Annotated in this window: 15 protein-coding genes; 5 read left to right on the top strand and 10 right to left on the bottom strand. The window is 64.3% G+C overall.

Annotation, left to right across the window (positions count from 1 at the left end; all coding sequences use genetic code 11):
- The first annotated feature begins 194 nt into the window (after positions 1-194).
- On the top strand, positions 195-1,592 hold the full coding sequence (gene lpdA, locus CK221_RS03505; protein WP_095777068.1) for a dihydrolipoyl dehydrogenase: 1,398 nt from the start codon (positions 195-197) through the stop codon (positions 1,590-1,592).
- A gap of 170 nt (positions 1,593-1,762) precedes the next feature.
- On the opposite strand, the gene CK221_RS03500 is transcribed toward lpdA, so the two are convergent.
- The gene (locus tag CK221_RS03500) at positions 1,763-2,866 is read right to left on the bottom strand and encodes a saccharopine dehydrogenase family protein (RefSeq protein ID WP_095776745.1); all 1,104 of its coding nucleotides are present in this window, start codon (positions 2,864-2,866) and stop codon (positions 1,763-1,765) included.
- Between the two features lie 120 nt (positions 2,867-2,986).
- Between CK221_RS03500 and CK221_RS03495 the strand changes: the two genes are divergently transcribed.
- Positions 2,987-3,415, top strand: coding sequence for an Lrp/AsnC family transcriptional regulator (locus tag CK221_RS03495; RefSeq protein WP_066991894.1), 429 nt, complete (start codon positions 2,987-2,989; stop codon positions 3,413-3,415).
- Positions 3,416-3,535: 120 nt separating this feature from the next.
- Here CK221_RS03495 and CK221_RS03490 read toward each other — a convergent pair whose 3' ends face one another.
- From CK221_RS03490 to CK221_RS03470, 5 genes are all read right to left on the bottom strand, one after another.
- Positions 3,536-5,563 (bottom strand): aldo/keto reductase, encoded by a 2,028-nt coding sequence (locus CK221_RS03490; protein ID WP_095776744.1) that lies wholly within the window; start codon positions 5,561-5,563, stop codon positions 3,536-3,538.
- A 55-nt stretch (positions 5,564-5,618) separates the two neighbouring features.
- The gene (ugpC, locus tag CK221_RS03485; protein ID WP_095776743.1) at positions 5,619-6,704 is read right to left on the bottom strand and encodes a sn-glycerol-3-phosphate ABC transporter ATP-binding protein UgpC; all 1,086 of its coding nucleotides are present in this window, start codon (positions 6,702-6,704) and stop codon (positions 5,619-5,621) included.
- A 12-nt stretch (positions 6,705-6,716) separates the two neighbouring features.
- Positions 6,717-7,553 carry a carbohydrate ABC transporter permease gene (locus tag CK221_RS03480; RefSeq protein WP_095776742.1) on the bottom strand — a complete coding sequence of 279 codons (837 nt, stop codon included), beginning with the start codon at positions 7,551-7,553 and terminating at the stop codon, positions 6,717-6,719.
- On the bottom strand, positions 7,550-8,410 hold the full coding sequence (locus CK221_RS03475) for a sugar ABC transporter permease (protein ID WP_066991535.1): 861 nt from the start codon (positions 8,408-8,410) through the stop codon (positions 7,550-7,552). The genes CK221_RS03480 and CK221_RS03475 overlap by 4 nt, the downstream gene beginning before the upstream one ends.
- 267 nt (positions 8,411-8,677) lie before the next feature.
- Positions 8,678-9,946, bottom strand: coding sequence for an ABC transporter substrate-binding protein (locus CK221_RS03470; RefSeq protein WP_095776741.1), 1,269 nt, complete (start codon positions 9,944-9,946; stop codon positions 8,678-8,680).
- A 106-nt stretch (positions 9,947-10,052) separates the two neighbouring features.
- Between CK221_RS03470 and CK221_RS03465 the strand changes: the two genes are divergently transcribed.
- Entirely contained in the window at positions 10,053-10,919 is an 867-nt protein-coding gene (locus CK221_RS03465) for a helix-turn-helix domain-containing protein (RefSeq protein ID WP_095776740.1), read from the top strand.
- 9 nt (positions 10,920-10,928) lie between these two features.
- On the opposite strand, the gene CK221_RS03460 is transcribed toward CK221_RS03465, so the two are convergent.
- From CK221_RS03460 to CK221_RS03450, 3 genes are read right to left on the bottom strand one after another with little or no spacing between them, the layout of a single operon-like run.
- Positions 10,929-12,308, bottom strand: a complete 1,380-nt coding sequence (locus CK221_RS03460; RefSeq protein WP_095776739.1) for an ATP-binding protein — start codon at positions 12,306-12,308, stop codon at positions 10,929-10,931.
- Between the two features lie 4 nt (positions 12,309-12,312).
- Positions 12,313-12,693: a YkvA family protein gene (locus tag CK221_RS03455; protein ID WP_095776738.1), complete on the bottom strand. Its 381-nt coding sequence runs from the start codon at positions 12,691-12,693 to the stop codon at positions 12,313-12,315.
- Positions 12,694-12,749: 56 nt separating this feature from the next.
- Positions 12,750-13,427: a winged helix-turn-helix domain-containing protein gene (locus CK221_RS03450; RefSeq protein ID WP_066991553.1), complete on the bottom strand. Its 678-nt coding sequence runs from the start codon at positions 13,425-13,427 to the stop codon at positions 12,750-12,752.
- A 196-nt stretch (positions 13,428-13,623) separates the two neighbouring features.
- Between CK221_RS03450 and CK221_RS03445 the strand changes: the two genes are divergently transcribed.
- Together CK221_RS03445 and CK221_RS29650 are read left to right on the top strand one after the other, a co-directional pair.
- Positions 13,624-14,256, top strand: a complete 633-nt coding sequence (locus CK221_RS03445; RefSeq protein WP_095776737.1) for an isoprenylcysteine carboxylmethyltransferase family protein — start codon at positions 13,624-13,626, stop codon at positions 14,254-14,256.
- Positions 14,257-14,359: 103 nt separating this feature from the next.
- Positions 14,360-14,545 carry a hypothetical protein gene (locus tag CK221_RS29650; RefSeq protein ID WP_143749022.1) on the top strand — a complete coding sequence of 62 codons (186 nt, stop codon included), beginning with the start codon at positions 14,360-14,362 and terminating at the stop codon, positions 14,543-14,545.
- Positions 14,546-14,589: 44 nt separating this feature from the next.
- Here CK221_RS29650 and CK221_RS03440 read toward each other — a convergent pair whose 3' ends face one another.
- Positions 14,590-14,808, bottom strand: a complete 219-nt coding sequence (locus CK221_RS03440) for a hypothetical protein (protein ID WP_066991559.1) — start codon at positions 14,806-14,808, stop codon at positions 14,590-14,592.
- Positions 14,809-14,853: the final 45 nt, after the last annotated feature.

Below are 14,853 nucleotides of genomic sequence, written 5' to 3'. Positions count from 1 at the left end.
GCGGCGGACCAGAATTCTGGACCGTTGCAACGCCTTCACGTCACGGCATGGATCCTGGGGTCTACGCGCGTCGCTACGCTCCTTGCTCCGCCCCAGGATGACGAGATTCCAAGGATATCGGCCAATCGCCACGGTCTGCGTTCGCCAGGCCCTAACCCTCTGCCAAAATCCCCGTGCTCAGCAACGAGAAGCCCATGAAAGAGATCTCCTGCAAGCTGCTCGTCATCGGCGCCGGTCCGGGCGGCTATGTCTGCGCCATCCGCGCCGGGCAACTCGGCGTCGACACGGTGATCGTCGAGTTCGGCAAGCCGGGCGGCACCTGCCTCAATGTCGGCTGCATCCCGTCCAAGGCGCTCATTCACGCGGCGGAAGAGTTCGAAAAGATCGCGAACATGGCCGGCGGCAAGGGGCCGCTCGGCATCGCGGTCGCCCGGCCGACGCTCGACCTGAGCAAAACGGTCGCATGGAAGGACGGTATCGTTAGCCGGCTGAACAGCGGGGTCGTTGGGCTGCTGAAGAAAGCCAAGGTCAAGACAGTGCAGGGCTGGGCGACGTTCCGTGACGGCAAGACCGTCGAGGTCGAGACCGAGACGGGAAGCCAGGTGATCCGCGCCGAGGCGGTGGTGATCGCCAGCGGCTCGGTGCCGGTCGAACTGCCGTTCCTGCCGTTCGGCGGCCCGGTGATCTCGTCGACGGACGCGCTGGCGTTGAGCGAGGTGCCGAATAAGCTCGCCGTGGTCGGCGGCGGCTATATCGGGCTGGAGCTTGGCATGGCCTTCGCAAAAATGGGCGCCAAGGTCACCGTGGTCGAAGCCTTGCCGCGCGTGCTGGCGCAATATGACGCCGAACTGACCCGGCCGGTGGTGAAGCGGCTCGGCGAGCTCGGCATCGAGGTGATGCTGGGCGCCAAGGCCAAGGGGGTGTCGACCAAGGGCGACGCGCTGCTGGTCGAAACGGCCGACGGCAAGAACGCCAAGGTCGCCGCCGACAAGAGCCTTGTCACCGTCGGGCGCAAGCCGCTCACCGAGGGCTGGGGGCTGGAGCAGATCGACCTCGACATGGCCGGCAAATTCATCCGCATCGACGAGCAGTGCCGCACCTCGATGCGCGGCATCTTCGCCATCGGCGACGTCACCGGCGAGCCGATGCTGGCGCACCGGGCGATGGCGCAGGGCGAGATGGTGGCCGAGATCGTCGCCGGCCACAAAAGAAGCTGGGACAAGCGCGCGATCCCGGCGATCTGCTTCACCGATCCCGAGCTGGTCACCGCCGGCCTGTCGCCGGACGAGGCGAAGGCGCTCGCCGGCGAGATCAAGATCGGACATTTTCCGTTCGCAGCCAACGGCCGCGCCATGACCAAGCAAGGCGAGGATGGGTTCGTGCGCATCGTCGCCCGCGCGGACAATCATCTGGTGCTGGGCATCCAGGCGGTCGGGCAGGGCGTTTCGGAACTGGCCGCGGCCTTTGGCTTGGCGCTCGAAATGGGCGCGCGGCTTGAAGACATCGCCGGCACCATTCATGCGCATCCGACCCAGGGCGAGGGCTTCCAGGAAGCGGCGCTGAAGGCGCTCGGGCACGCGCTGCATGTTTAGAGGGAGCGTGATCTCCCCTCTTGAGGGGGAGATGGCCGACAGGCCAGAGGGGGTCGCCGCGCGTGAAGCGCCGACTTCCCTCTTTGGCTTCTACATGCGCTGCACTGGCTAAGAGGACCCCTCTGTCGCCTTCGGCGACATCTCCCCCTCAAGGGGGGAGATCACACAGCTCAGCCCGCCAGGCGGCTCGCCGTCTCGTGCTGGGCGTAGGCTCGGCCGAAGCGATTGGCCAGAAATGCGTCGAGCGCGATGTCTTCCTGCCGGACGAAACCTTTCGCCGGCAGCGTGCCGTCGGCTAGCATGTCGAGCACGGCGCAGATGCCGGAGGCGGTGGTGATCTGGATGGCGCTGCGCACGACGGAACCGACGCGGTGCGAATAGATCTTGTTGGCGTAGGTCTCCTGCAGCAGGCGGCCGTTCCTGCGGCCCGAGACGGTGACGAAGACGATGACGACATCCTGCAGCGTCGCCGGCAGGGCGCTCTCGAAAATGTCCTTCAGCACGTCGCGGCGGTGGCGCAGCCCGAGGTCGTTGAGCAGCGCCTTCATGATGGCGGCATGACCGGGATAGCGGATGGTGCGGTAGTTCAGCGTCCGCACCTTGCCTTTCAGCGTCTCGGCCAGAGTGCCGAGACCGCCGGAGGTGTTGAACGCCTCATAGGTGACGCCGTCGAGCGAGAATTCCTCGCGCTCCTCCAGCGGCGGCACCTCGACCAGCTCGCCCTCGACGATCGCCTCGCAAGGCTCGCAATATTCGTTGATGACGCCGTCGGTGCTCCAGGTGAGATTGTAGTTCAACGCATTCGACGGATATTGCGGCAGCGCGCCGACGCGCATGCGCACGCTTTCGAGCGTGTCGAAGCGGCTGGCCAGATCGTTGGCGACGATCGAGATGAAGCCCGGCGCCAGGCCGCATTGCGGGATGAAGGCGCTCTTGCCCTCACGCGCCAGCTCCTTGACCCGACGGGTGCTGGCGACGTCCTCGGTGAGGTCGAGATAATGCACGCCCGCCTTCGCCGCAGCCTCGGCGATGCGGGTGGTGAGGTGGAAGGGCGCGGCGCTCAGCACGGCGAATTTGCCGGCAAGCGCTGCCTCAAGCGCGCCGGGCAGGGCGATGTCGAGTTCCTTGCTCTCGACGCCGGCCGGCAATTCGGCTGCGGCGAGCTGGGCCGCCGAGCGGTCGACCACCGTGACGCGGTAGTCGCCCGTGGTGGTAAGCATTTCAGCGATGGTCGAGCCGATCTTGCCGGCGCCGACGACAACAATGTTTTTCATGACGATACCCCTGCCAGTTCGAGTTGGCAGGAATCATCGCAGCTTGCCTGTCGAAAGGAAGCTCGGAATCTGGCAAAGTGAAGCTGAATATAGTGCAATTTGCCGAAGGGTTTCGTCGAAATGATCAGTGAAGCTGAACAGGCCCTGCTGACGCTGCTGCGCGCCAACGCGCGCGCCTCCACCGCCGAGCTGGCGAGAAAGCTCGGCGTGTCGCGCACCACGGTGCAGAGCCGGATCGAGCGGCTGGAGCAGCGCGGCATCATCGCAGGCTACGGCGTCAGGCTGTCGCCCGACTATGAGCAGGGTCTGGTCAAGGCGCATGTGCTGCTCACCGTCACGCCGAAACTCGCCGACAAGGTGGTGCGTAGCCTGGAGGCAATGCCGCCGGTCCGGACGGTGCATTCGGTGAGCGGCAATTTCGACATGATCGTCATCGTCGACGCGCCGTCGATCCGCGATCTCGACGCGCTGCTCGACCAGATCGGGGCAATGGAGGGAGTGGAGCGGACGTCGTCGTCGATCATCTTGTCGACGCGGGTTGATCGGTGAGGGCAGCGAAACTGGTGATCTCCCCCTTGCGGGGCAGGCCAGAGGGGGTCGCCTCGCGTGGAGCGCCAACCTCCATCTGCCGCAGCAGGCCGAGCCCAGTCGGACCGACCCCCTCTGGCGCTACGCCCTCCGTCTCTCCGGCCCGTTGTCCAGCCACTCCAGATCGTCCGGCGACAGCGCAATATCCAGCGCCTTGAGGCTGTCCTCCAGCTCATCCAGCGTGCGCGGGCCGATCAGGGGAACGGACGGGAAGGGCTGCGCCAGGACATAGGCGAGCGCGACATGGATCGGGCTTTTGCCGAGCCTGCTTGCAAGTTCGATGGCGCGGTCGCGGCGGCCGAAGTTCTTTTCTGAGTACCAGACCCGCACCAGCTCTTCATTGTCGGTGCGGTCGCGGCCAGCGCGGTCGGTGAAGAAGCCGCGGCCCTGGCTCGACCAGGCGAAGTTGGGCATCTGCCGCGCCGTCAGCCAAGCTTTCCAATCGTCGGTGGAAGAGGTGATGCAGCCGGCCCAGATCGGCTCCAGCATCTCGGCCAGCGAAAAATTGTTGGAAAGCGCGCCGGGCTTCTGCTTGCCGGTGCGTTCGGCATAGGCGATCGCCGCGTCCATACGCTCCATCGTCCAGTTGGAGCCGCCGAACAGGCCGCGGATGCGGCCGGCCTTGACCTCGCGGTCCATGGCATCGACGAACTCGCCGACCGGCACGTCCGGATTGTCGCGATGCATGAAATAGATGTCGACATGGTCGGTCTGCAGCCGGTCGAGCGACTGGGCAAGCTGCTTGCCGATCACGTCGGGGTAGCAGAGCGGCGTGTGCGCGCCCTTGGCGATGATGACCGACTGCTGGCGCACGCCGCGATTGCTCAGCCATTGCCCAAGCAGCGTCTCGGTGTAGCCGGCGCCATAGACGAAGCCGGTGTCGAACAGGTTGCCGCCGGCCTCGAAATAGGCGTCGAGCAGGATCGAGCCCGAGGAGAAGGTGCGGAAATCCTCGAAGCCGAGCGCCAGGCGTGAGACGGGCTTCGATAGGCCCGGGATCGCGCGTTTGCCGATGGCTGTGCCGTTGGCGCCGAGCGGCCGGCCGGAGACGGTGTTGACGCGCTTAGCCGGCTTTTCGATCTCGTATTCCAGCCCAACGGCGGCGCGCCATTTGTCGAGAACGCGCAACGTGCCCAGGCTGTCGGCCCAGCCCATGCCCGGCCAGGCGAATTCCTGGCGGCCGGCCAGGATCGCCTCGCCGGCGGCGTCAACCTCGAAGGAATAGAGGTGGCGGGTCTCGTTGACACTGATCACCTCGCGCGTGCCGCCGGACCGGATCAGTTCGATCCGGCCCGGTCCGACATCGCGGTTGCCACCGGCGAACCAGAAGTCGGGCACCTCGATTTGGCCGTTGGTGCCGAAAATGCGCAGGACATTGTCCTGGTTGAGCGAGATGCTGCAGGAAACCTCGGCGACGATGCCGCCGGGGAAATGGAGCACCGCCGAGGCCCATTCATCGACGCCGGACTGGCCGAGATGGCCCGCACCTACGACCTTGTCCGGCTCGAGGAAAGGTTTTCCCGCCGCGGCGCCGGCAATCAGCCGCGCCATCGAGACCGGATAGCCGCCGACGTCGAGGATGCCGCCGCCGGCCAGCTCGTTGGCGTAGAGCCGGTGCTCCGGCATGAAGCCCGGCATGGCGAAGCCGAAGCTCGACTTGATCATGCGGACCTCGCCGATAGCGCCCGATTTGATCAGCTCGACCAGCTGCAGCGTCTGCGGATGCAGCCGGTACATGAACGCTTCGCCCAGGAAGGTGCCCGCTTTTCGCGCCGCATGCATCATGGCGTCGGCCTCGAAGGCGGTGAGCGCCAGCGGCTTTTCGCACAGCACATGCTTGCCGGCTTCTGCCGCCTTGATCGCCCATTCGGCATGGCCTGGATGCGGGATCGAAATATAGACCGCATCGACGTCCTCGTCGGCAAGCAGCGCGTCATAGCCGTCGAGCATGCGCGCGCCCGGAAAAGCCTCGGCAAGACCCGGCTTGCCGGGGTCGCGGGCGCCGAGCGCGACCAGTTCGCCGGTGCGCGACTGCGCCAGGCCGCCGGCAAAGGATTTGGCGATGCTGCCGGGTCCTAGAATGCCCCAGCGAATTTTTCCGAATGTCATGTCGAATTCTCCATGCGGTCGCCGCCACGCCTTCGCGATCGGGCAGAAAGGAAAGTCAGCGAATCCTGGCGCCTGTCTTGCCGAAGAGCAGCGAGCGCTCGGCCTTGATCGAGACGGTGAAGTGGTCGCTGCCGGCGCGCTGGCGCCTGGCCTCGCGCTCGATGATCAGCTCCTCCGGCCCGGCATCGGCGTAGACATAGCTGACCGAGCCCAGATGCTCGGCGACGTCGGCCTTCACCGGAATGTCGCAGTCGCCCTCGCCGGCCTCGAAGAAATGCTCCGGCCTGACGCCGAGCACGACTTCCGCGCCGGGCGCCGGCAAGGGGCCGCAGAGCGGCTTGCGCAGCCTGGCGCCGCCATGATTGACGAGCTCGATGGTCGCGGCGCTGTTGGACAAATCGACGACCTTCGCCGCGATGAAATTCATTTTCGGGGAACCGATGAAGCCGGCGACGAAACGGTTGGCCGGATCGTCGTAAAGGTCGAGCGGGGCGCCGATCTGCTCGACATTGCCGGCCTTGAGCACGACGATGCGGTCGGCGAGCGTCATCGCCTCGGTCTGGTCGTGCGTCACATAGATCATGGTGACACCGAGCTCCTTGTGCAGGCGCGAGATCTCGACACGCATCTGCACCCGCAGCTCGGCGTCGAGATTCGAAAGCGGCTCGTCGAACAGGAACACCTGCGGCTCGCGCACGATGGCGCGGCCGATGGCGACGCGCTGGCGCTGGCCGCCGGACAATTGCTTCGGCCGGCGCTGCATCAGCTCGTCTATGCAAAGGATTTCGGCGGCGCGCTTGACCCGCCGTTCGGTGTCGGCCTTCGGATTGCCGTTCATGCGCAGGCCGAAGCTTAGATTCTGCTCCACCGTCATGTGCGGATAGAGCGCGTAAGACTGGAACACCATGGCGATGCCGCGGTCGGCCGGCTCGACATCGTTCACCACCTTGCCGCCGATGGCGATCTCGCCGCCGCTGATGTCCTCCAGTCCGGCGACCATGCGAAGAAGCGTGGACTTGCCGCATCCCGACGGGCCGACGAAGACGACGAACTCGCCATCGGCAATGTCGATATTGGCGCCATGGACGACCTCGAAGGTGCCGAAACGCTTGACGACATTGGTGAGGGTGACGGCGGCCATCTCGTTCCTATCCTATTTGACCGCGCCGGCGGCGATGCCGGCGATGAAATGGCGCTGCAGCAGCACGAAGACGATCAGCATCGGCACGGTCAGCATGACGGCGCCGGCCATGATGCCGCCCCAGGACACCTTGGTCAGGCCGATCAGGGTGCCGAGCGCCACCGGCGCCGTCATCGCGCCGGGCTGGCTGTTGATCAAAAGCGGCCAGAGATAGTTATTCCACGAGGCGAGGAAGAGAATGATGGCGAGGGCCGCCAGCATCGGCCGCGCCAAAGGCAGCGCCACGAACAGAAAGATGCGCCATTCCTTCACGCCTTCGACCCTCGCCGCGTCGAACAGCTCGGCCGGCATCATCGAAAAGGCCTGGCGCATGAAGAGCACGCCGAGCGAATTGAACAGCGGCGGCACGATCAGCGCGATCCAGGTGTTGGCGAGCTGGAAGTCGCGCGCCACCATGATGAATTGCGGGATCAGCACCACGGCGTAGGGAAGCGTGATGGTGCCGAAGATGATCGCCACCACCACGCCCTTGCCGAGGAAGTCGTAGCGCGCCAGCGCCCAGCCGGCCATCGAGGTCAGCAGTACCGAGAGAAAGGTGTAGGTCACCGCCACCGAGACCGAGATGCCGATCGCGCCGACGAAATTGGTGTCGCGCTGCAGATTGTTGAAATTGTCGAGGAAGCTGTCATGCGGCAGAAGCTCGATGCCGGGGCTGAAGATGCCGTTGTCGGGCATGGTGGAGAACACCACCATCATCCACAGCGGGAACAGCCAGATCAGCGCCAGCGGCGTCAGGACGAGATGCAGCAGGATGCTGCGCCCAAGCCGCCTTTGCGAGCGCGAGGTCATTTCGGCTCCCTCGTCAGCCAGAGCTGCACCAAAGTGATGGCGATGGCGAGGCCCGCCATGGTGTAGGCGATCGCCGAGGCATAGCCGAAATTGAGCGAGCGGAAGCCCTGGCGGTATAGCAAGAGGCCAAGGGTTTCGGTGCCGCCGCCCGGCCCGCCGCGTTCGGTGATCAGGAATGGTTCGGTGAACAGCTGCATGGTGCCGATGATCGACAGCACGGCGCAAAAGACGATGACCGGCTTCAACAGCGGCAGGGTGATGTAAAAGAACTGCTTCAGCTTGCTGACGCGGTCGAGTGTCGCCGCCTCGTAGACGTCATCGGGAATGGATTGCAGGCCGGCAAGAATGATGATGGCGTTGTAGCCGGCCCAGCGCCAGGTCACCGCGATCATGATCAGCGCCATGGCCGGCGTGACGTTGGAGAACCAGTCGATCTTCTCCAGGCCGACGCTGTTCAAGAGCTTGTTGACGATGCCGAAATCGAGGCTGAACATCAGCCGGAACACCGCCGAATAGGCGACCTCGCCGACCACGACCGGGGCGAAGAACGCAAAGCGATAGAGGCCGCGCGCCTTGAGCAGCGGCGAATTCAGAAGCACCGCCATCACGACCGCCAGCGAGATCATCACCGGCACCTGGATGACGAGAATCAGCAGCGTGTTCTTCAGCGCGTTGAAGAAGGCGGGGTCGCCGATCAGGCGGCCCCAGTTGAAGGCCGGCGCGAAGCGCCACGGCACGGTGCGGGTCGCCTGGAAGGAGATCAGGAAGGAGCTGATGATCGGCCAGATCCAGAAGATGGCGAAGATCAGGAGATAAGGCGTGAGGAAGCGATACGCGGTGGCGTTGCGGTAGCGCATCGTGTTCCTCCTCCTTCCAGTTTCGGGTCGCGCCTTCCTAGCGGGCGCGGTGTTGATCATGTGTTGAATTGCTGGAGCAGTGCCAATGGTCGATGCAGGCGCTGCCCTGTCTTGCCTTCTCCCCTTGTGGGAGAAGGTGGCCGCGAAGCGGCCGGATGAGGGGTGTTCCAGCTTGGCGACGACGGCAATCCGTCCAACACCCCTCATCCGTCTTGGCGCTACGCGCCAATCCACCTTCTCCCACAAGGGGAGAAGGAAAAGCGACGCTCACTTGACCGGCAGGCCCGTCGCAGAGGCGATCTGGCTGGCGGCGTCGTCGAGCGCGGCCTTGGCATCGGGATAGCCGCCGGCAAGATACTTGGTCTGCACGGCCCGCACGATGATCTCAGCATCGCTCTGGAACTGCGTGCCGCGGCTCGGCACGACCTTCGGCAGCGTGGCGAGGATATCCTTCCAGACCGCCTGGCCGCCCCAATAGGGCTGGCCCTGCGCGACGTAAGGATCGTCGAGCGCGGAAATCAGCGACGGCACCAGGCCGAAATCCTTCAGCATGGTGATCTGGCCTTCATTGGTCTCCAGCGTGTATTTCAGGTAGGCATAGGCCGCTTCCTTGTTCTTGCTGGCCGAGGTGATGGCCAAAGAGGAGCCGCCGAGATTGGCGGCGCGCGGGCCGTCGGCGGTCAGGCTCGGCATCAGGTAGACGCCCCATTTGCCGCTTTCCTTCGGCGATTCGGTGCGTATCGTGCCCTCATACCAGCCGCCATAGACCTGGGTGGCGACCGTGCCGGCGGTGTTGTTGGTGATCTTGGTCGACCAGTCGGCCGACGAAACGATGCCGGCGTCCTTCATTTCCTTGACCTTGGTCATGGCGTCGACGCATTTCGGCTGGTTGACCGTGATCGACTGGCCGTCCTCGGCGAAATAGGCGCATCCCTGCTCGTTGGAGATCATGCGGAAGAATTCGGTATCGCCGTTGAAGTCGGCGTTGGTCATTATGACGCCGGGGTTGGCGGCCTGGATCTTCTTGCCGGCGGCGATGAAATCATCCCAGGTCTTGATCGATGCGGGGTCGACACCGGCCTTCTCGTAAAAGTCGCGGCGGTAGAAGACGGCGACCGGGCCGGAATCCCAGGGCATGGCATAGGCCTTGTCGCCGACTTCGAGCTCAGTGCGCTTGAAATCGGGGAATTTCTTCTGGTCTTCCGCGCTGTAGCCCAGCGTGTGCAGGTCGACGAAGCAGTCCGGGAACTGGCTCCAATAGTTCTCGGCCTCGCCGTTCTCGATCGAGACGATGTCGGGCAGGCCGACGCCACCGGCGGCGCAGCCGGCGATCGACTTGTCATAGGTCGGTTGGTTGCCGAGGTCCTGAACGGTGACCTTGATGTCGGGGTACTTCTTGTTGAAGCCCGCGACGGTGGCCTTCAGCGACGAAGCGGCGATGTTCCAGCTCCAGATCGTGAGTTCGCCGGATTGCGCCAAAGCGGGGCCGGAGCCCAGGGCAAGCAAAAGCGCGGCGCAGGTCAGTGTGGTGCGCATTGAAATCCTCCCATTTCGTTTGCTCTCTCACCGTGAGCCTGGCTAGATTATGCGGCGCGGAAGGCTTGTCCCCGACAAAGGGAATAAGAAATTGGCGGAAAGTAAGATGCCGGAGCGTCCGTTCTACCAGCCAGGCGCGAGCAGCGTCGAAGGCCTGCCGCTGGCCTTGCAGATGTTCCACAACCAGCCGTTGGTGATGCTGAAGCCGCATTGGCACGCCCAGGTCGAGGTCAACTTCATCGTGCGCGGCAGTGTGCATTACCGCATGGCCGAGCATGAGATCGCGCTGTCGACCGGCGACATGTGCCTGTTCTGGGGCGGGCTGCCGCACCAGATGGATGATCTCACGGACGACGCGATCTATGCCGGCGCGCATCTGCCGCTGGTGCATTTCTTCAGGCTGCATCTGCCGGCCGATGTCCGGCATCGGCTGATGACGGGCGCGACGCTGGTGACGAATGCCACCGACCAGTCCGACAACGACAATTTCAAGCGCTGGAACGAGTATGCGCGCTCGGGCGATGCGGCCAAGGCCGAACACGCCGTCAACGAGCTGCTCTTGCGGTTGGAGCGGGTGCGCTTCGAGCCGTACCGGCTGGTGCCGGCAACCGCGTCCGGCCACGGGGCCGGCAGCGCCTTCGACCAGCAGTCCTCGCGCAATGTCGGGCGCATGTGCGATTTCATCGCCGAGAATTTCCTCTACGACATCGACTGCGTGAACATCGCGGCGGCGGCCGACATCCATCCGAAATACGCCATGAGCCTGTTCAAGAAATCGACCGGCATGACGCTCAACGAATATGTCAATCTGCTGCGACTGAGCTACGCGCAGGCGCTTTTGATGCATGAGGGCGCCAATGTGCTGAAGGTCGCCATGGACTCGGGCTTCGGCTCGCTCAGCGCCTTCAACAAGTCGTTCCGCAAGCTTGCCGGCATGTCGCCCTCCGACTTCCGCAGGGCGGGCGTGCGCTGAACCCACCCGTCAGGCGGCGGGCTCCGTCACCGCAGGGAAGTCGACGATGACGGCGAGCCCTGGATCATTGTCCTCCAGCGTGATCGACGCGCCATGCAGGTCGGCGACCGCCTTGACGAGGCTCAAGCCGAGGCCGCTGCCCGGCGTCGTGCGGCTGGAATCCAGCCGGTAGAGCCGCTGGAAGACCTTTTCGCGCTCGCCGGCCGGAATGCCGGGCCCATCGTCACGGACATGGACGAGGACACGGTCGCCCTGCTTTGTCACCGACAGCTCGATCGCTGTGCCCGGCGGACAATGCCTGAGCGCGTTCTCGACCACGTTGGCGAGCATCTGCATCAGCAGGTCGCGGTCCCCGTGGACGTACCATTTCGCCTCCGGAACGAGCGTCGTCGACAAAGATTTTTCGTCGTCCTCGGCGACGTCGGCATAGACCTCGCCGATGGTGTCGACGACGCTGCCGACGTCGAGATCGACGAAGCGCGCCTTGCGCGCGCCGGCCTCGATCTGGGCGATGCGCAGCAGCGCATCGAAGGTGTCGTTGATCTGCCGGCTTTCGCTGCGCGCGTCGGCCAGCTCGGCCGAAACGGTCTCGCCGGAGGCGGTCTTGTCGGCAGCCTGCTCCAGGATCATCTGCAGGCGGTTGAGCGGCGTCTTCAGGTCGTGCGCGATGTTGGCGCTCACCTCCCGCATGCCGTCGACCAGGGCCGACAAGCGGTCGAGCGCTGCGTTCACCTGGATGGAAACGGCGTCGATGTCGTCGCCATTGCCGGTCAACGGGATGCGCGCGTCGAGCCGTCCGTGCGAGACGTCGACCATGGTGGCGGCAATGCCGTCGAGCCGCCGCTGGACGCGCGAGGCGAGCAGGGCGCCGCCGGCAATGGCGAGCCCGGTGATGACCAGCGTGCCCCAGCCAAAGCTCATCAGCACGATGGTCTTCAACTCGTCCGTCTCGGCGAGCGAGAAGGCGACCGTCAGATTGTTGCCGCCGACCTCGCCGGTATAGGCGCGGTACATCGTGTCGGGCGGCACGCCCGGCAATCTGGCGGCGAACATCGAAAAACCGTCGGGCAGGCCGGAAGCGGTGAAATTGCCTGCCAGACGGTTGCCGGCGGGGTCGGTCAGCGAGAAAAGCTGGTCCTTGTCGGGGCTGAGGTCGGCGTTGTTGTTGACCGAGGCGACAAGATCTTCCTTGTCGTTGGCGGCATAGGTCAGGGCAACGACCGAATAGGTCTCCTTGATGGATTTATCGAGACGTCTCGCCAGATCGGCGCTCATCAGCTGGTAGACGACCGCCCCGGACAGGATGAAGGCGAGCACGAAAAGGAAGGCAAAGGTCAGTGCCAGGCGGAACGGCGTGCTGCGCAGCAGGCTTGGGCGTGCGTCCTTCATCGTTTCAGGCGGGGTTCGGCCAGAACAGCCATAGCAAGGCCAGGGCCGCCACGATCCAGACGGCAATCATGAAGATCAGACCGGCCAGGCTGACCGGCTTGGTGCTGCGCGTGGCGGTGTCGCGGAATTCCCGCATGAGCCCGGCCGGAACCAGCTTTACCGCAAGCAGGATGCCGAGCGGAACGATCACAAGATCGTCCAGATAGCCGATGATCGGAATGAAATCCGGAATGAGGTCGACGGGGCTCAGCGCATAGGCCGCGACCGCGCCGGCCACGACCTTCGCGTACCACGGGACGCGTGGATCGCGGGCGGCAAGCCAGAGCGCCACGACATCGCGCTTCATGCGAAGCGCCCATTGCCTTGCGGAGTCCAGCATCGCCATGTCGCCTATATACGGAGAGCCGGCTGGAGGCGCGAGATGCGATCAGGCATGGATCGTCAACCCTGCGCGTGCAGGCTGTAGCCGGTGTTGCGCACGGTATGGATGAGCGGCACGTCGAACGGCCTGTCGACCTTGGCCCTGAGCCGGCTGATATGGGTCTCGACGACGCTGGTCTTGGGGTCGAAATGGAAGTCCCAGACGCGCTCCAGAAGCATGGTGCGGGTAATCACCCGGCCCTCGCCGCGCATCAGCACTTCGAGCAGGCTGAACTCCCGGGGCTGCAGGTCTATGGTCCTGCCCTGCCTGGTCACGCGCCGCATGATCAGGTCCATTTCGAGGTCGGCGACGCGAAGGCTGGTCTTCTGCTCCTGCGCCGCCGGCCTCCGGCCGAGCGCGTTGATGCGGGCAAGCAGTTCGGAAAAGGCGAAGGGCTTGACCAGATAGTCGTCGCCGCCGGCCTCCAGCCCTTCCACCCGGTCGTCGACGCCGCCGATCGAGGTCAGGAATATGGCCGGCGTCTTGATGCCCGCCGCTCGCACCGCCTTGATCATCGACAGGCCGTCGAGACCGGGAACCATACGGTCGGCCACGATGACGTCATAGGCATTGCGGGTTGCCGCGGCGAGCGCTTCATGGCCATTGCGCAGGAGATCGCAGGCGTGCCCGGCCTCGCTCAGTCCCCTGACGATGTAGTCGGCAGTCCTTGGGTCATCCTCAACCAGCAGCAGTCGCATCTTGGCCTATCGTCCGGTGTCGAGTTCAAGCGGCACGGTAGCATCGGCGAGGCCCCATTCCCACAAGCCGGACTTACGCAGGCCTGTCCGGGTCCTTACAAATTCGTAAGAATGATCGAAAATAATGGGAAGACCTCGCCGCCGGGCGCGAGAAAGGTTAGGGGAGCGCTGGCCCGGCCGGAGTGACTCAAATCGAATGGCTTACACATCGCTCAAGTCAGCGCCAAAGGCCTTCGACCAGCACAAGCGCCTGATCGTCGTCCAGGTCGCCGCCGTGACGGCCATCGCCCTGCTGCTGTTTGCCAAGCCGTTCCTCAGCGAGGGCTCGAGCGGACACGAGCTGATGGAGACGGCCGGCTTCGGCTTCGTGCTCGTCTGCTTTCGCGGCCGGCTGTGGAGCATTCTTTATGTCGGCGGCAGGAAGAACGACGAGCTGGTCGTCTCCGGTCCGTTCTCGATGAGCCGCAATCCGCTCTATTTCTTCTCGATCATCGGAGCGATCGGTATCGGGTTGATGTTCGGATCGGTGCTGGCCGCCGCGATGCTTGGTCTTGCAAGCTTCCTCGTCTTCCGGTTCACCGCCGGCCGGGAGGCCGAGTTCCTGTCCGGCAAGTTCGGCGCCGCCTACACCGCCTATGCCGAGCGGACGCCGCGTTTCTGGCCGAATCCGATGCTCTACCGCGACGAGGAGGAATGGATCTTTTCCACCAGCGCGCTGAAAAGCACGTTCCGGGACGGTTTATATTTTCTGGCGTTCTTTCCGCTTATCGAGGCGGTCGAGCATTTTCGTATGATCGGCATGCTGCCGACCTTGTTCACAATCTACTGATTCCAATTGGGCGTTTGCCGATTGCACCCAAAAGAAGTCAGCGGCAACGCCTTGAGTCCGAGCTGGCCAAGCATATACCTCTTTATGAGTTGGGGGCTGCGTGATGGACGTTCGCAGATCGAAACACGATACGCTCGGACGGTTGTCGGTGTTTGAACTCGATGCGTTGCGAGAAGCTTTCAAGCGATCGGTTCGCGAGAACAACGTCACGGAAATCCGGTGGGCCGAGCACGCCGAGCTTTTCGTCAAACGCGCGATCGGCAAGAAAAGTCGCGTCCTCCGAGCCTAAAGCGCGTCGCGTCGAATTTGGCCCGCGCCACCCATCAGGCCGGCTTAGCCTTTGCCTCCGCCGCGCGCGCCGCGCCTCGTGCTTTCCAAAAGGATCGCCAGGCAGCCGATCAGGATCAGGACAGCGCCGAGGAGCGGCGGCAGCGCCAGAAGCTTCACGGCGCCGGCGACCAAAGCGATCAGAAGCAGTGCCAGAAGCGCAAGGCTGCCGTCGTCGACGAACATGCCGACGAGCTCCTTCAGGACGAGGCGGACGATTTTCATCGGGCAATTCCCTTCGAGCGGTTCACCATTTCACGGAAACGGCAA

Origin of the sequence: Mesorhizobium sp. WSM3868, assembly GCF_002294785.1 — a bacterium.
GTDB lineage: Bacteria > Pseudomonadota > Alphaproteobacteria > Rhizobiales > Rhizobiaceae > Mesorhizobium.
Note: the sequence above shows the minus strand (reverse complement) of the source record. Positions and strands in the feature narration are given on the sequence as shown.